The organism is Pseudofrankia sp. DC12, from assembly GCF_000966285.1.
Classification (GTDB): domain Bacteria; phylum Actinomycetota; class Actinomycetes; order Frankiales; family Frankiaceae; genus Pseudofrankia.
Map to the genome: position 1 here is coordinate 2,845,429 of NZ_KQ031391.1, position 16,103 is coordinate 2,861,531.

The 16,103-nt window shown below is 73.3% G+C and carries 14 protein-coding genes; 5 read left to right on the top strand and 9 right to left on the bottom strand.

Annotated features, from left to right (window positions below; genetic code table 11):
- Positions 1–124: 124 nt before the first annotated feature.
- Both FRADC12_RS11270 and FRADC12_RS11275 read right to left on the bottom strand, forming a co-directional pair.
- Positions 125–1,447, bottom strand: a complete 1,323-nt coding sequence (locus FRADC12_RS11270; protein WP_045879435.1) for a wax ester/triacylglycerol synthase domain-containing protein — start codon at positions 1,445–1,447, stop codon at positions 125–127.
- Positions 1,448–1,675: 228 nt separating this feature from the next.
- Positions 1,676–2,191 (bottom strand): DNA glycosylase AlkZ-like family protein, encoded by a 516-nt coding sequence (locus FRADC12_RS11275; RefSeq protein ID WP_232303733.1) that lies wholly within the window; start codon positions 2,189–2,191, stop codon positions 1,676–1,678.
- Between the two features lie 198 nt (positions 2,192–2,389).
- Here FRADC12_RS11275 and FRADC12_RS11280 point away from each other — a divergent pair, with 198 nt between their 5' ends.
- Positions 2,390–3,436 (top strand): acetamidase/formamidase family protein, encoded by a 1,047-nt coding sequence (locus FRADC12_RS11280; RefSeq protein WP_045876610.1) that lies wholly within the window; start codon positions 2,390–2,392, stop codon positions 3,434–3,436.
- Here the strand turns inward: FRADC12_RS11280 and FRADC12_RS11285 are convergent.
- Positions 3,426–4,514: a hypothetical protein gene (locus FRADC12_RS11285; protein WP_045876611.1), complete on the bottom strand. Its 1,089-nt coding sequence runs from the start codon at positions 4,512–4,514 to the stop codon at positions 3,426–3,428. The genes FRADC12_RS11280 and FRADC12_RS11285 overlap by 11 nt on opposite strands.
- Positions 4,515–4,754: 240 nt before the next feature.
- On the opposite strand from FRADC12_RS11285, the gene FRADC12_RS11290 reads away from it, so the two are divergent.
- A complete protein-coding gene (locus FRADC12_RS11290; protein ID WP_232303734.1) occupies positions 4,755–5,414 on the top strand; it encodes an acVLRF1 family peptidyl-tRNA hydrolase in 660 nt (219 codons plus the stop codon).
- Between the two features lie 637 nt (positions 5,415–6,051).
- Positions 6,052–6,309, top strand: a complete 258-nt coding sequence (locus FRADC12_RS11295) for a hypothetical protein (RefSeq protein WP_157488809.1) — start codon at positions 6,052–6,054, stop codon at positions 6,307–6,309.
- Between the two features lie 33 nt (positions 6,310–6,342).
- Here FRADC12_RS11295 and rlmB read toward each other — a convergent pair whose 3' ends face one another.
- Entirely contained in the window at positions 6,343–7,434 is a 1,092-nt protein-coding gene (gene rlmB, locus FRADC12_RS11300; protein WP_045876614.1) for a 23S rRNA (guanosine(2251)-2'-O)-methyltransferase RlmB, read from the bottom strand.
- An 887-nt stretch (positions 7,435–8,321) separates the two neighbouring features.
- Between rlmB and FRADC12_RS11305 the strand changes: the two genes are divergently transcribed.
- Positions 8,322–9,473: a PP2C family protein-serine/threonine phosphatase gene (locus FRADC12_RS11305; RefSeq protein WP_045879436.1), complete on the top strand. Its 1,152-nt coding sequence runs from the start codon at positions 8,322–8,324 to the stop codon at positions 9,471–9,473.
- 307 nt (positions 9,474–9,780) lie between these two features.
- Positions 9,781–11,118: an FHA domain-containing protein gene (locus FRADC12_RS11310; RefSeq protein ID WP_045876615.1), complete on the top strand. Its 1,338-nt coding sequence runs from the start codon at positions 9,781–9,783 to the stop codon at positions 11,116–11,118.
- 231 nt (positions 11,119–11,349) lie between these two features.
- Here the strand turns inward: FRADC12_RS11310 and cysS are convergent, their stop codons facing one another.
- From cysS to FRADC12_RS11335, 5 genes are all read right to left on the bottom strand, one after another.
- Positions 11,350–12,876, bottom strand: a complete 1,527-nt coding sequence (cysS, locus tag FRADC12_RS11315; RefSeq protein WP_045876616.1) for a cysteine--tRNA ligase — start codon at positions 12,874–12,876, stop codon at positions 11,350–11,352.
- A 353-nt stretch (positions 12,877–13,229) separates the two neighbouring features.
- The gene (locus tag FRADC12_RS11320; RefSeq protein ID WP_045876617.1) at positions 13,230–13,622 is read right to left on the bottom strand and encodes a PPOX class F420-dependent oxidoreductase; all 393 of its coding nucleotides are present in this window, start codon (positions 13,620–13,622) and stop codon (positions 13,230–13,232) included.
- Between the two features lie 132 nt (positions 13,623–13,754).
- Positions 13,755–14,279, bottom strand: coding sequence for a 2-C-methyl-D-erythritol 2,4-cyclodiphosphate synthase (ispF, locus tag FRADC12_RS11325; protein ID WP_232303735.1), 525 nt, complete (start codon positions 14,277–14,279; stop codon positions 13,755–13,757).
- A complete protein-coding gene (ispD, locus tag FRADC12_RS11330; protein WP_045876618.1) occupies positions 14,276–14,983 on the bottom strand; it encodes a 2-C-methyl-D-erythritol 4-phosphate cytidylyltransferase in 708 nt (235 codons plus the stop codon). Before ispD ends, ispF begins: the two co-directional genes overlap by 4 nt.
- Before the next feature lie 597 nt (positions 14,984–15,580).
- Positions 15,581–16,063: a CarD family transcriptional regulator gene (locus tag FRADC12_RS11335; protein WP_007512332.1), complete on the bottom strand. Its 483-nt coding sequence runs from the start codon at positions 16,061–16,063 to the stop codon at positions 15,581–15,583.
- Positions 16,064–16,103: the final 40 nt, after the last annotated feature.

Here is a 16,103-nt window from a genome sequence, read left to right on the forward strand (position 1 = left end):
CTCCGCGGCCACGTCCTGTCCCCTCCTCGACAAGCGGCGTAGAACGGTCGACCCCCGCCAGGGCGAATACTCGCAGATGGCCAGACCCGGACAGAACCGGCCGGACCGCCGCCTGCGTCCCGGGTCAGCGGGTTTCCAGACCGCCAGCCAGCGTGAGCACGTGCTGGTCCGGCACCGCGACGATGCCGGCGGCACGCTCCAGGTCCTCGATCTCGGCCAGCCACAGGCCGGCCAGCTCAGCGCCACGCGGCGCGGGCACGGTGAAGCCGACCGTAGCCGTCCGCCCGAGGCCGCCAAGCGTCACGAGCACCTGCCGGCGGCCCTCCCGCACAGCCGGCACCGGCATCGCAGCGATGACCGGCGCTCCGGCGACCGTCAGCGGCCCGGGAATCAGGCCCAGGTTCGTCGTGTTCACCGCGGCACGGCGCAGGTCCTGGCCGCCTCCGATGGTCGCGCGCCCGAACCGGCTGGGCACCCGGTCCGACCAGAACCGCTCGCCGAGGGCCGCATCCGAGTCCCCCTTGTAGAAGGCGGTCTGACGGCGCACCATCTCGAACCGCTCGGACGCGGCGGCGGGCTCCGTCGGCAATGCCACCCGAGTGGCCACGAAGGCGTTGCCCAGCACGGAACGCTCCGCGGGGCGGCGGGTGCTGACCGAGAGCACCGCCTGCACCGGCCGCCGGTCCACTGGAGCCGACCAGGCGCCGATCGCGCCGCCCACGGTGACCAGGTAGACGTCGTTGACGGAGCCACCGTAGGCCTGGCCGATCGCGCGCAGCCGCGCGACGTCGGCATGTGCCCAGTGCACGGTGCAGGTCCCGTCGCTCGGCTCGGTGAGGGCCGCGGGCGCGCCGGACGGCCCAGACCAGGCGGTGGCCTGGCGTACCGCGGCCGACGCCAGGGTACGGGCCGTCAGGCGCCCGGTCCGGACCCAGGGCGCGGCCGCGGTCTGGCCGCCGAACAGGCACGTCAGCACCCGGGTCTGGGACAGGCCGTCCACCCAGACGTGGCTGGAGCGGAAGAAGACATGGACGTCGTCGGCGCCGGGGCTGGTGACCAGGCCGACCTCCCAGGCCGGCCGGTCCAGCGGCGTCACGACCGCGGACAGCCGCGCGGCCATCGCCCGCAGGTCGTCCTCGGCCGCGTCCGCCGGCAGCCGGTACTCCCGCACATGGTTCGCGACGTCGAACCCGCCGCCGGGCTCCCAGCGCGGCGCGCGGCCGCGTCGTTCCACCAGGCGCTCGGTGAGCGGGGGAAACGCCTCGACGCGCTCGGCCACCGCCGACCGCACCGCGTCGAGATCCGGCGCGCCGGAGACCCGCAGCAGGTAGCAGGTGACGCTGACCGGCCTGGTCGGATTGGCCCGCTGGAAATCGAGCATGTAGCGGTCCATCCGGCTCAGTGGCCGGCCCCCGGCATGCATGTCGACCATCGGCTCAGAGCGCACGCCGGCCTCCCGGTTCACAGACGCCGGCGCCGGCCGCGCACCGGTCCCCTGTCACGGACGGGAGGATCAACCACGGTTTCGGGTAGGACGCCGCGCTCGGCCGGTAACGCCCTGTATGGGCGGTAACGTCTCGCCGCACACTACCGGCGAGCCGTCGGCCGGGCCGCGATGGGGAGGCCAATGGCCGGGCTCTGTCGGGTGAAGGACAGCTGGTACCGGGGCCGGGCCCTACGTTCGGGCGCCCGGCCACTCGACCTCGGACGCACCGCCGTCGGTCAGGCCTGTGCCGAAGAACCGTTGGACGTCGGCCATTTCCGCCCGCAGGGCTGCCTCGACAGCCGCGGGCAGCGGCTCGAACGGGGCGAGGCTCACCTGGCCCGCCGGCATCGTCCAGGTACCGGCGGCCTGGCCCGCGACCAGGGCGATGGCGCGGAAGACGCCGTTGATGGTCACGACCGAGCGGTGCGGGCCGGTCACCCACTCGCGGGCCGCCCAGCCGGGCAGGACTGGGTCGAACGGGCCGAGCAGGCGCGGTGGCAGGGAATCCGGGCTTGTCTCGTCCCAGGGCGTGCCGCCCAGGACCTGGACGACGGTCTGGACCCGTTCCTCGGCGGTGGGCCGAGCCGGCAGCGGGCTGGCCAACAGCTGTGCGGCCAGGCGCCGCACCGCGACGGCCGGCAAGAACTCCGTCCCGTCCGGCGCATCCGGGTCCGAGCGACCTGCTGTACGCGGGGTGGGACTCACCTCGCCAGCATCCCGCGCGCCACCGACAAAAGCCGCGGCACCGCGGGCCGCCTGACCAGCCCGACGGAGGCCTCGCCACTCCGGAGCCCTGGACGCACGTAGCGGGACCGTAACGGCGGGGTCCTAGATTCGGGCGGACGCGGCTGAGCTGGCCGGTTGCCACCGGAGGCGGGTCGCCTGGACGCACGGAGGCGGACGTTGGAGGTAGTCGAGTTCCGGCCGGAGCCCGCGCAGTTCGCGTGGACGTTCGGCGGCGTGGCACCGATCCGGACGGTGAAGCCGGGCACCGTGCTGCGGCTGTGGACCGAGGACGCGTTCGGCGGGCGGCTGCGGACGACCTCCGACCTGCCGAGCAGCTCGCTGATGATGCCGTTCGTCAACCCACAGACGGGTCCGTTCTACGTCGAGGGCGCCGAACCCGGTGACACGCTCGTGCTGCACCTCGTCGAGCTCACCCCGTCCCGCGGCTGGGGCGCGTCGACGACGATCCCCTTCTTCGGCGGCCTGACCGGCACGGACCGGACCGCGACGCTCGCGCCGCCGCTGCCGGAGCGAACGTGGATCTACGAGGTTGACCGGGCGAAGAACATGGTCACGTTCTCCGCCCTGTCCAGCGACTTCCAGGTTGATCTGCCGATGTCGCCCATGCTGGGCACGGTCGGCGTCGCACCAGCCGCGATGGAAGCCCGATCGGCGCTGGTCCCGGACCGGTTCGGCGGGAACATGGACACCCCCGAGATGCGGGCCGGTGCGACCTGCTATCTCGGGGTCAACGTCGAGGGCGCCCTGTTCTCGATCGGAGACGGGCACTACCGGCAAGGCGAGGGCGAGGCCTGCGGCACAGCCGTCGAAGGCGCGATGGACGTGACCCTGATCGTCGAGCTCGTCAAAGGCCGGGCGCCGCTGTGGCCGCGGTTGGAGAGCGACACACACTTCATCACCGTCGGCTCGAGCCGACCGTTGGAGGACGCCTGGCGGATCGGCCAGGTGGAGATGGTCAGCTGGCTGTCGGAGCTGTACGGGCTGGAGACACTCGACAGCTACCAGCTGCTGAGCCAGATCAGCGAGGCCCCCCTGGCCAACGTGGTCGACGTCAACTACAGCGCACTGGCCAAGATCGCCAAGGCCTATCTGCCGCCAGTCGCGGCCTACGACGGGATGCATCGCCATCTGCGCGAACTCTCCGCGCGCATCCCGCCCGGCTGGCCCCAGCTGACCCCGACCCGCGGCCGGGTCAGCAGGTAGGCATGCCGACGACGCCGAGCAGGATCGCCGTGAGGGGGTCGGCCCGGTAGCAACGCGGGCCGGTCGGCGTGGCCGCCGGCGGGGAGGAGAGCCCGGCGTCGGCCCCGGATGGATGGGCGGAGGCACCCGCGGCCGGTCGAGGGGTCGACCCGGCGGTGTCGGGTATGCCCACAGCGGCGTTGTCGCGCGTCGGGCCGGTGGTCACGCTCATGCCGAGGCCCTGTACGGGTTCGGCCTGGACGCCGGACACCGGTTCGGCGCCTTGCCCGCCAGCCGGGTCGCTGCCCCCGGCGCCGCCCAGTCCAGCCGAGCCGTCGGTCAGCCCGAGGCCGCCCGGGGCCAGGCTGACCTCGGCTCCCTGGCTGGCGCCGCCGGGCCTGGCCGCGCCGGTTCGGAAGCCGGAATGCTGGCCGAAGAGGACGATCACCAGTCCAGCGATCAGCAGCAGCAGGACCACGGCGCCGGCCATCGCGCCGAGCGGGACCCGCCCGACACGGCGCCCGGGCGCCCAGCCAGCCGGACGGACGCGTGCCAGTCGGCTCGGGCCCGCAACGGCGGCTACCTGGGCGGACAGCCGCTCCAGCCCGGTCCGCCACGCTGGTTGCGGCCGGTGCCGCCGCCGGACCGCTGACGCAGCCGGACGCGGGACTGGTCCCGCCGCCCCGGCGGGTGACGCACCGTACTCGGGACCCGGCCGGCCTGGGCCGGGCAGCCCATCGGCCGGCCCTGGCCGCAGCGGGCCGACGGGCGAGCCTGGCCGGGGCGGGCCGCCTGCGACAGGCTCGTCCGTGGCGACCCCCGCGGCGGCACTGAGCCGCTGGGCGATCGCGTCCAGCGCGGCGGCGTCGATGATCTCAACGTCCTCGGCGGATCGGGCGACCGCGGGGTCCCATGGCTCGTCGACGAGCTCGGCGTCCCAGACCTCGACGTCCAGCTCGGGGCTCGCTCGGTAGGCCCGGGCCCGGCTGGCGGAGGGCGCGCCCAGCGGGCGGGCGGTGGCGCCTTCGCGCCCGCCGTCCCGCGACCAGGACCAGCTCTCCGGCCGGTCGGTGTCACCACGGCCGTTTCCGTCACCCATACATCCCCGCCCCGGCGTCGCGGTGGAACGGGTGGCACGCCTCGGCGTCCGGCCGGTGCGCGACCAGATGGGCGGTTCCCGCGACGCCCGACGCCCTGTGATCCGGTGGCGATTGCAGGTCGAAGACTATGAGCCGAAAGTCCCGTCCATCACAAAAATAGGACAATTCGGCACCTTGACAGACCCATTCCCCGGTAGGCGGCTGGTGGAGCGACGGCGCCGGTCGGTCAAGATGTGGCGGTGAGCCCTGGACTTCCCGCCGCGGGCGGCGGGCGCTGGGTGAACGTCGCGCCCGAGCGGGTGGCCGGCTGGCTGGACCGGTTCGCCGAGCGACACGGCTCGCTGACCTGGGCGATCTCGCCGGCGACGATCATCGCAACCGCCGCGGACGGCGCCGTCGCCGACTGCAAGGTCCCCTTCCCGCCCCTGGCGGTCGAACCAGGCGTGCCTCCCACGGCGGCGCTCGCCGCGCATGCCGGCGTCGAGCGGCGGGTCGGCGTGCTGCTGGTCCGGCTGGGCGGGTACGCGGCCGGGGTGTTCGAGGGCGAGCGGCTGGTGGCCTCGAAGGTCGGCTCCCGGCAGGTGCACGGGCGCAGCGCCGCGGGCGGCTGGTCGCAGCAGCGGTTCGCCCGCCGACGCGAGGGGCAGGTCCGGGTGGCGCTGGGCGCGGCCGCCGACACGGCTGCCGGCCTGCTGGTGCCCGCTGCTCCAGGGCTCGCCGCGGTGATGGTGGGCGGCGAGCGGCGAGCCGTCGGGCAGGTGCTCCAGGACGCGCGGCTCGCGCCGCTGCGTTCGCTGGTCGCCGACCCGTTCCTCACGGTTCCCGACCCGCGTCGCCGCGTGCTGGAGGACGCACCGGCCCAGTTCCGCTGCGTCCGTGTCCGGGTGGCCGAGCCGTAGACGGCCGCAGCCGCCGTCTGACGGCTCGCCAGACCGACCGAAACGAGCGGGTGATTTGCGCGGCCCGAATGCATTAGGCCGGAAATGACGATTGACCTATGACGGTCGTCACGTTCTTCGACAATACGCGGCCGGGCGGATGCGGCGCGGCGAACGGCGTATCGGGATGACCACCGGCAGTGGCTGGGAATGCGCAGACAATGCGCCCGGCCACGGTCCGCGCAGGATTTCCGTCATCGCCCCGCGCCGAGTCAGCGATTCGCCGGCTCTACGATGACGTGATGTGGGTCACCACGGATTTCTGGTTTTGCTCCGGGGAATTCGTGCGGCATCGTGAGACACGTGCTCCGGCAGACCGCCGAACCCGCTCCGGACGGCAGGTCCCAGCGCCTGCCGCCACCCGGGCGAACGAACCACGCGGCAGGCACGAGGAATCGCCGCCGCCCCGGGTAGCCGACGCCCCAGCGCGCCGGCACGGGGGACCGAGACCGGGCGGCTCGCTCGGCTTCCCCAAAGGCCCGAGCGCGCACGGACCAGGCCGGCCATGGCCGTGGCAGACGCGAGGCGCGCCGGCCACGAACGGTCAGCGGGCCGGAATTCGCCGGCGCATTCCTTGTAGCCGTGGGAAGGAATCTTCGTGTCCACTGCGATGAACTGCATCTGTCGACGGGCCCGCGTGGCCGTGCTCGCCTCGGCGGTCGTAGCCAGCGTGAGCGCCGGCGTGGCCGCGGCGGCGCCGGCCGGTGCCGCCGTGTCGGCGCCGCGCATGCTCTCGGCCCTCGTCGCCTGCCAGTCCGGCGCCAACCCGGGTGTGATGACCCTCAGCTCGGCTCAGCAGAACGCCAACGCCCCCTCCGGCGCCGCGCACCAACCGTGCTGGAACAACGGGTCCTGAGGCCGGGCGCCCGTCGCGCCACCGCAGCCGGCGTCAGGACGTCAGGCGGCGGCGGCGAGCGATCTCGGCGAGGGCGACGCCGGCCGCGACGCCCGCGTTGAGCGACTCGACCTCACCGGCCATCGGGATCCGCACCAGCAGGTCACAGTTCTCCCCGACCAGCCTGGACAGGCCACGCCCCTCCGAGCCGACCACCAGCACGATCGGGTCCGTCGCGGCCTCCAGCTCGTCGAGGCTGATGTCCGCGTTCGCGGCGAGCCCGACGACGACAAGCCCGCTGTCTGCATACGACCGCAACGTCCGGTTCAGGTTGGTGGCCCGGGCGACCGGTAGCCGCGCCGCGGCGCCGGCCGAGGTCTTCCAGGCGGCCGCGGTCATCCCGGCGGCGCGCCGCTCGGGCACGACGACGCCCTGCGCCCCGAACGCGGCAGCCGAGCGGACGACGGCGCCGAGGTTGCGCGGGTCGGTCACCCCGTCGAGTGCGACCAGCAGGCCCGGGCCGGCCACCCGCGCCCGCTCCAGCAGGTCGTCGGGGTGCGCGTACCGGAACGGCGGGACGACCAGCGCGAGCCCCTGGTGCGGCGCGACCCCGCACAGGCGGTCCAGCTCGAAGCGGCCGATGTCCACGACCGCCATGCCGGCCCGGCCGGCGAGCTTGCGCGCCTCGGTCAGCCGCTCGTCGTATTCAAGCCCTCCGGCGATGTACAGCGTCGCGGCCGGGATACCGGCCCGTAGCGCCTCGACGACCGAGTTTCGCCCGACGACGAGCTCATCGGTCTCGCCGGGCCGCCGGCCGGCCGGGCCGCCACGCCCAGCGGCGGCGGCGTCACGCTGACCGGTATGGCCCGCCCGTGTCGGGCCGCCGTCACGGCCGGCGGCGGGCCGCGCCGCCGCGCCGGTTCGGGTGCTCGCCGCGTCGGACCGCGCCACCGCCGCCGCGCGACGCTGTGCCGGGTGCCCCTTGCGCATCTCGGCCGGCGGCGTCGCGCCCTTTCCCTCAAGGGCCCGGCGCCGCTGGCCACCGCTGCCCGCCGACGCGCCCTTGCGGTGCGAGCCGGCCTTCGCCGCCCGGCCACCCTGGCCGCCGCGCGCCACGCCTCCCCCGCCCCGCCGTCCCGTCGCCATCGTCGGGTTACCCTCCGTCTTCAATTTCGGTGTCTTCGATTTCGGTGTCTTCGATTTCGGTGTCGTCAAATCTCGGTGTCGTCAGGCCCGGGCCGGCCACCTGGCCGGCCGGTTCCTGGTCGTCCGGTCTGGGTCCACGAGTGCGTCGCCGCCCTGCCGGCGGCATCCGCCCTGCCGGCCTGGGGCCATGCGGCCACGGCCACGCCGCCGCCCGGGTGGCGGCCGGTCGGCCGCGCATCCCAACTCCTAGAACTCACAACGGTACCTGGCCGCGCACTCGGGACGCTCCGGCCGGGCCCGCTGCCTCTCCGGCGGCCCGCAAGCGCCTAGCAGGCCGCCGCCAGGCCACCGGAGGTGGCCGGGCACATACCGGAGAAATTGCCTATCTCCGCCACGATCAGTAATCATTGGCGACATGCCAGCGCGGCCCTCGGGCCCACCGTCCGTCCACAGCGCACGCGTCCGTGGCCGCATCGGCGGGCTTGACTGCACCGGGAACCGGAGCGAGACCGCACTTGCATCAACGGATTCCCGCCGGTTGATCGCGGCCATCGACGGACCTGGGCCTATGCTGCGAAGATTCTCCCCTGACTGCCCCGGCTACCCGGGCTGGTCGGGGAGACACCGGATCAACCGCGACGGTCGGGAGGCACGACAATGGTGGCGCGCACGCCGTCTGGCCGCGGCGGGGGCCGGCCGCCGACGGCTTTGCCATCCCCCGCCCGGCCGCGAGGTACCTGCGCGCTGGAACTCCCGACCGTGGGAGGCCAAGAGAGTCGACGTATGGGACGCCGGGCCAGGAACGCCTGCTCGCCGCGCCCCGGGCAGCCTCGCCGCGAGTGGCGGTCGGCCCGGAAGCGGCGCCTGGCCCGCCGATTGAGAACGGGATGACCGTGGAGCACGACGCCGCTGGAAGCTACGACGTCGGCGGATCCGGCTATCACGGCGGGTCCGGTTACGACGGCGGGTCCGGCTACGACCTGCCTGAACGCGGCATGCCGGAGAGAGGACGGTCCCTGATCGACGAGCGCACCAACCGCTGCCCGCGCTGCGCCGTCGTCCTCTACGGCGACGCCCGGTACTGCGACTCCTGCGGTTTCGCGCTGCAGGGCCCACCGGTGGTCAGCGGCGACTCGGACCACCGGGAGAAGGACCTCGGCCAGATCGCCGGCGTCTGCGACCGCGGCGTCCGGCATGCCACCAACGAGGACGCCATGGGCGTCGCCGAGGTGTTCGGGACGATGATCGCCGTCGTGTGCGACGGCGTCTCGACGACGCCGGGCTCCGGTGAGGCGTCCGCGGCCGCGGCCGCGACGGCGACCACGATCCTCGCCGACGCCGTTCGCGCGCACGGCCCCGGCCGAGCCGTCCCGGTCAGCCGGCCGGGTGACGTGCTCGACGTCCTGGAGCCAGGAGACGAGGACGACTACCACGATCCGGTGACGCTGCCAGCGACCGTGGTCGGCGGCTTCGGGCCCGAAGAGGCCGAGCTGGCCCTCCACCGCGCGGTGCACGCGGCCCAGGACATGATCGCCCAGCTCAGTGCGGCGGAGGGCCGGATGGCGCCGTCCTGCACGATCGCCGCGGCCATCATCTCGCCGCCGGTCGCGGGCGGCCCCAGGACCGTGACCATCGGCTGGGTCGGCGACAGCCGGGTCTACCTGCTGGGCCCGCGCTGGTCGGAGCGGCTGTCTGCGGACGACACCTGGGCGGCGGAGGCGGCCCGCGCCGGCCTCATCCCGGCGTCCGAGGCGGAGACCCACCGCAGGGCGCACACGCTGACCCGCTGGCTCGGCGGCGACGCCGAGGACGTGGCCCCACACACGGCGGTGTTCCCGATCGAGGCCCCCGCGACGGTACTGGTCTGCAGCGACGGACTGTGGAACTACGCGTCCCGGCCCGATGTCATGGCCGCCATCGTCAACCAGCTGCCACCGGACGCCGAGGCGGTCGAGGTCGCGCGCCATCTCATCGAGTTCGCGATCGACCAGGGTGGGCACGACAACATCACTGTCATCGCGGCACGCGTGGACCGTTGAGAGGCCAGTCACTCGGCGGTCACCGGCCCGGCTGTGCGCGTGAGCACGGGTGGGCCAGTGTTGGTCGCCGGAAGGCCACTGGGACACTGGAGGCCGTTCCCGCGGATGACCTGGCGGCGTCCGCCACGAGGCCGGCAGGGGCAATGACATCTCAGCGGGCAACGAGGCAACCCGTCGGCTACTACAGATGCCGGTGCAGATCGACAATCCAACAACGGGTACGGTTCGTAAGAGGAATCGAGGTCGGCCGAAGTGACGAGCCTCTCGTCGCCAGGCAGACCAGGACCGTCCGGGTGAAGGTGATCAGGTGAGCGCACGCTGCCCGGAGGGGCACCTGTCCCAGGATCCCGACTACTGCGATCAGTGCGGCCTCCGCATCACGAGTGGTCAGGACAGTTACGGCTACCGGTCGGACGACCGTGGCACGCCAGTCGGCTCCTACGGGGGCGGCTCGGGCCGCGGTGGCACCGGTGGCACTGGTGCCGGGTACGACCCCCTAGGCATCCGTCGCGGGGGTGAGCCGGCCGGTCGAGGATCCTCGCGCGGCGGCGACCCGTACGGCGGGGAGCAGTACGACAACGGTTTCGGCTCCGGCTACGACGACCGCCCGGCGCGGTCGTCCTACGGCGCCGAGTCCTACGACCAGGGCGGCTATGGGTCGTCCCGGGGCGGTGGCCGAGGCGACCGCGCCGGCGAGGGCCGGGACGCCGGCGGCTTCCGCGGCGGCCGAGACGACCCGGACGGCGGCTACGGCCGCGGCGGTCGGGACGGCGTTGGCCGCGGTACGCCCGACGACGATGGCTACCAGTCGGCGCGCGGTGGCCGGGACGACTTCGGCGGCCGCGGCGGTGACCAGTACGGCCGGGATGGCGGCGAGACCGCCTACGCGCGTGGTGGCCGCGACGACCGTGACGGCTACGGCGGCCGCGGCGGCCGGGACGCCGCCGCGGCCGACGGCGGCCGCGGTGCCCAGGGCTACGACTCGGACCCGCTCGGCGTGGCCGACCGCGGCGGTGCCCGGGGCGACCGCGCCGCCGGCCGCTACCCGCAGTGCCCGAGCTGCCGGGCGTACTACGAGCCCGGCGCCCGGTTCTGCGAGAACTGCGGCCTGGACTTCACCACCGGCCACATGCCAGGTGCCGTCCCGGCCGGGTCCGGGCGTCGCCAGACCGACCCACCGGCCGACGGCGGCTACGGCGAGCCGGTCATCACCGGGAACGCGGCCAACTGGAACGGTGGTGGCGGCGGGCCGGTCTCGACCACCTGGGAGGCCGTCGTCGAGGCCGAGCGGGACTACTACGACAGCGGCGACGACCATCGCGTCCCGTTCCCGTCGTTCTACCCGCGCAGGGTGTTCCCGCTGAGCGGGCCGCGGCTGCTTGTCGGCCGGCGCAGCGAGTCCCGCGGCATCCACCCGGAGATCGACCTGTCGGGCGCCCCGGAGGACCCGGGTATCTCGCGCGCGCACGCAATCTTCGAGCGGCAGCCGGACGGCGGCTACGCGCTGCTGGACCCGGGCTCGACCAACGGCACCCGGCTGAACGACGAGCCGGAGCCGATCGAGCCGCACGGCCCCGTCCCCCTGCAGGACGGCGACCGCGTCTACCTGGGCGCCTGGACCCGCATCACCATCCGCGCCCGCTAGCCGGCAGACCCACCACGGCGATGGCCCCACCCAACCGGGTGGGGCCATCGCCGTCTGGCACACCGGCCGGAACCCGCGAGCGAGCCAGTACCGGACCTGCCAACGGAACCAAAGAAACCGACCCTGGATCGCGAACCACCACCAGCCTCCAGGCCCCGCCCGAACCAGCATCGGGAGGGCGCCCCAGCGCCCGACCGGAAAGTTGGGCGCGAACGCGCCCAACTTTCCGTCCTAACCGAGGTGCCAGCGATGGCCCTCACCGGTGTCGTCCACGATGACACCGGCGTCGCGCAGGCGGTCGCGGATCGAGTCGGACTCGGTGTAGTCGCCGCGGGCCCTGGCGGCCGAGCGCAGGTCGAGCACGATCTGCATGACGCCGTCCAGCGCGGGGCGCACCTGGCCACCGGCGGCCGGCCACTGCGCCACCGGGTCCAGGCCCAGCACGGTAAGCATCCGGCGCACGGCGACCAACCAGCCGGCGAGCTCCCTCCTGTGGGATTTCGACAGCACGAGGTTCCCCTCGGCCACTGCGCCGAACAGCGCGGCGAGCGCTCGGCTGACGCCGAGGTCGTCGTCGAGAGCGGCGGAGAAGTCCGCCCAGGCCCCCGCCGGCGACGCCGCGACAGCCGGGTCGGCGCCGGCAGCGGCTCCTCCCGCCGCGCGGCTCGTCCCCCGTCCCTTGGCCGAGCGCGGCGCGGCCGCAGACGGTGCCTCGGCGGCGAGCGACTCGGCTTCCTCCGGGCTACCGAGGATGTCCAGGGCGTTGCGGACGAAGGTCTCCACCCGGTCGTACGCGGCGGCTGACTCGGTGAGCACGTCGGGGCTGTACTCCAGCGACGAACGGTAGTGCGCCGACAGCAGATGGTAGCGAAGCACCTGCGGGCGCACGTGGGCCAGCGCGTCGGTGACGAAGAACGAGTTACCCAGCGACTTGGACATCTTGGTGCCACCGGTGGTCAGCAGCCCGGCGTGCATCCAGTACCGGGCCATCTCCGGCTCCCCGGCCCCGCCGTGGGCCCGGGCCGCGGAGGCGCAGACCGTCTGCGCCCGCTCGTTCTCGTGATGCGGGAAGACGAGGTCCAGACCGCCGCCGTGGATGTCGAAGACGTCTCCCAGGTACTTGCCGGCCATCGCCGAGCACTCGAGATGCCAGCCGGGCCGCCCGGAGCCCCACGGCGAGTCCCAGGCCGGCTCGCCCGGCCTCGCCGCCTTCCACAGCGCGAAGTCGCGCGGGTCCTCCTTGCCGCCCTCGGCCTCCGCCGAGGCCTGCATGGCGTCCGGTCGCTGGTTGGAAAGGGCTCCGTAGTCACCGAACCGGCCGACCCGGAACCATACCGACCCGTCGCCCTCGTAGGCGTAGCCCGCCGCGATCAGGTCGGCGATCAGCGCGAACATCTCCGGGATGTGGCCGGTGGCCCGAGGCTGGATCGTCGGCGGCAGGATTCCGACGGCCAGGTAGGCATCGTCGAACGACCTGGTCTCACGGGTCGCGAGCTCCCAGACCGAGACACCTTCCCGGTCCGCGTTGACGATGATCTTGTCGTCGATGTCCGTGACGTTCTGCACATACGTGACGGCGTAGCCAGACGCGAGCAGCCAGCGACGCAGCAGGTCGAAGGCGACCGCCGAACGCAGGTGGCCGACGTGGGGAGCGGACTGAACCGTCGGCCCACACACGTAGACGCCCACGTGGCCGGGGCGCAGCGGCTCAAAAGGCCGCACGCGCCGCGTACGCGTGTCGTAGAGGTGCAGGCTCATCTGTCAAGAGTACGGCGATCGTCGGGAAGGGCGCTTGCGCGCCCGCCCGACGATCGCCTGTCGGGCGCTGAGCGCCCTCCCAGCCCTTGATGTCCGAGAGCCCGGAAATCCTGGGCCGATGCTCGTCCTGCCTGGCAGCGTGGTCAGGTTGCGCTCGTGTGGCCTGCACGGGGGCGGCTCGCCTGGGCGGGCTGCGTCACCCTGTTGTGGTTGTCGGGTGCGCTCGGGCGCCATTCGTGGGGCGAACTGGGTCGCAAGTCTGCGAGGGCGACGGCTCTGCGGCCTGTCTGTCGAGCGCTGACGTCCGCCCGGCCCGGCCAGGCTTCTTGAGCGGCTATCTCACGGTGGTGGGGTTAGCCGGTGGTGAGTACGCGGGTGGGGGTTACTCGGATGACCACGCGGATGGCGTCCGGGCCGTCCCATTTGTAGGGCTCGCCGGTGTACTTCACCGCCAGGCGGTCGATCAGGTCGCGGCCGCCCTCCTCGGTCAGGGTGGCGGTGCCACGGATCTCCACGTAGGAGTACGGATCCCGCTGGTCAAGGAACATGACGGCAACGCGGGGATCGCGGTCGATATCGCGTTCCTTGGCCCGGCCGCGCACCGTTGAGAGCAGCAGGTCGTCGCCGTCCCGCTCGATCCACAGCACGGTAAGCCGCGGCGACCCGTCCGGCTGCAGCGTCGCCAGGGTCACGTAGGTCGGCGCCTCCGCCAGCGTCCTGACCTTTTCCGGCAGCCGTTCACCCATAAACGCTCCTGAAAGTCCCGCGACGCCGCGAATCGCCCATCAGGGCAACGATTCCACCGGCGGCCCGCCGAAAGGCGACGATTCGATGCCAGCCTGGCATTCGATCGGTCGGGGCGAGTCGGCGGCCCTCGCTCAGCCGCCGAGGCGGGCGATGAGCGCGGTCGCGACGGCCGCGAGGCCCTCGCCGCGGCCGGTGAGACCGAGGCCGTCGGTCGTCGTCGCGGAGACACTGACCACCGCGCCGCCGAGCGCCGCGGCCATGGCCGCGGCGGCCTCGTCGCGCCGCTTCGCCATCCGCGGCCTGTTGCCGACGACCTGGACCGCGACATTGCCGATCGTCCAGCCGTCCTCGGTGAGGAGCCGGGCTGTCTCGCCGAGCAGCGCGGCGCCGGGCGCTCCGGACCACTCGGGACGATCGGTACCGAAGATCTTGCCCAGGTCACCGAGACCGGAGGCGATCAGCAGCGCGTCGCAGGCCGCGTGCGCGGCCACGTCGCCGTCGGAATGACCGGCCAGACCGGTCTCGCCCTCCCACTGCAGACAGGCGACCCAGCACGGACGCCCCTGCTCGAACGGGTGAACGTCGACGCCGACGCCGACCCGGGGCAGCGCGATCGCGGCGGCCGCCGTCGCCGACACCGCGTCGGCGGCCGTCACGACCGCCCCGACTCGGCCAGCGGACGGCGGGCCAGCAGAGCCTCGGCGAAGACGAGATCGATCGGCCGGGTGACCTTGAACGCCTCCTCGGCGCCGGGGATGGTCGTGACCGGCACTCCCAGCCGCTCCACCAGGCCCGCGTCGTCGGTCACCGCCGGGCCGTCGTCGGAGCTGGCGTACGCGGCCTCCAGCACCTCGCGGCGGAAGCCCTGCGGAGTCTGGACCGCGCGCAGGCCGTCACGGGTCGGCGTGCGCAGCACCCGGCCCTCAGCGTCGACCTCCTTGACGGTGTCCGCGACCGGCAGCACCGGGATGACCGCGGGCTGCCCGCCGAGCACCGCGGCGGCGACCGCGTCGACCAGCGACGGGGGCGTCAACGGGCGGGCCGCGTCATGCACCAGCACGACCCGGATGTCGTCGTCGAGCGCCCGCAGCGCGCCGCGCACCGAGTCGACCCGCTCGGCTCCGCCGGCCAGCACCCGGACATCCGGGCCCAGCAGCCGGCTGACCACCTCGACGAGAGTCGGTGGAGCGGCGACGATGATCTGCGACACCAGGTCGGCCCTGGCCAGCGCCTGCACGGCGTGCACCAGCATGGGCCGGCCGCCGAGCGGCCGCAGCGCCTTAGGCACGCCGCCGCCCAGCCGTTCCCCGCGCCCCGCTGCCGGGACCACGACAGCGACCCGCGCCTCCGGCCCGGTCACCGCGGTCCTCGCTCGATCTCAGACGTCACCAGCATCCAGCCCACCAGACAGACCGCCGGCCGCCCCGAACTGGACGACCCGAAAAACCTGAGCCGAACCTACCGGCCGCCCCCGCTCGCCACAAACGCCGAACCCCCCAGCTCATTGCCACCCACGACCAGCGGCTTCGACCCGGGCCGGACAGGCGTGACGCCACCCACACGGCCGCCTAAACCCATCTGCAGACAAGAACGAGCCGCCCCGCCGGGGACCAGTCCAGCCGACAACCGCGACGACCGGCCCATCGGAGCTGGATTCGGCGCCAGCTCTGTGATCGCCGCGTTGACGGCGCCACCGGCTTTGCCGCGCCCGCGGTGTTCCATGGGTCTGGCACCCGAAGCAGCCCGGGAGCCGTCGCTTCGAAGAAGGCCTGGAACGACACGCGGGCCACCCACCGCCGGCCAAGCCGGCGGAAGGTGACCCGCATCCCACTTATTCATGCCCAGGCTGCCCAGGCTGCCCAGGCTGAGCCCGACTCCAGAGGTCATCCCCTGGGCAGATATCTGCCGATCGACGAGCCGAGCGGCCGCCCGGTGGGCAGCGAACACAGCTCAGCCGTCAACCGGCAAGCACCTCGTCGAGCATCGCCTCGGCCTTGTCCTCGTTGGTGCCTTCGGCGAGGGCGAGCTCGCTCACGAGAATCTGACGAGCCTTGCTCAGCATCCGCTTCTCGCCGGCGGACAGCCCACGCTCGCGGTCACGCCGCCAGAGGTCGCGGACGACCTCGGCGACCTTGTTGACGTCGCCGGAGGCCAGCTTCTCGAGGTTGGCCTTGTACCGACGCGACCAGTTGGTCGGCTCCTCGGTGTGCGGCGCGCGCAGCACCTCGAAGACGCGCTCGAGGCCGTCCTGGCCGACGACATCGCGTACGCCAACCATGCCGATGTTGTCGGCCGGCACGCGCACGGTCAGGTCGCCCTGAGCCACCTTGAGCACGAGATAGAGTTTCTCTTCACCTTTGATGACGCGCGTTTCAATCGCATCGATGAGAGCAGCCCCGTGATGCGGGTAAACGACGGTCTCGCCGACTTGGAAAGCCATGTGTCACGTGCCCCTTCCGCCTCTACCAGCGTAACACGCA

Bases quoted from the DNA above. Each gene is read 5' to 3' on its own strand.
- FRADC12_RS11305 (WP_045879436.1), top strand. From the start codon at position 8,322: ATGACCGTGGAGCACGACGCCGCTGGAAGCTACGACGTCGGCGGATCC.
- cysS (WP_045876616.1), bottom strand. From the start codon at position 12,876: ATGAGCCTGCACCTCTACGACACGCGTACGCGGCGCGTGCGGCCTTTT.
- FRADC12_RS11335 (WP_007512332.1), bottom strand. From the start codon at position 16,063: ATGGCTTTCCAAGTCGGCGAGACCGTCGTTTACCCGCATCACGGGGCT.
- FRADC12_RS11285 (WP_045876611.1), bottom strand. From the start codon at position 4,514: ATGGGTGACGGAAACGGCCGTGGTGACACCGACCGGCCGGAGAGCTGG.
- rlmB (WP_045876614.1), bottom strand. From the start codon at position 7,434: ATGGCGACGGGACGGCGGGGCGGGGGAGGCGTGGCGCGCGGCGGCCAG.
- FRADC12_RS11320 (WP_045876617.1), bottom strand. From the start codon at position 13,622: ATGGGTGAACGGCTGCCGGAAAAGGTCAGGACGCTGGCGGAGGCGCCG.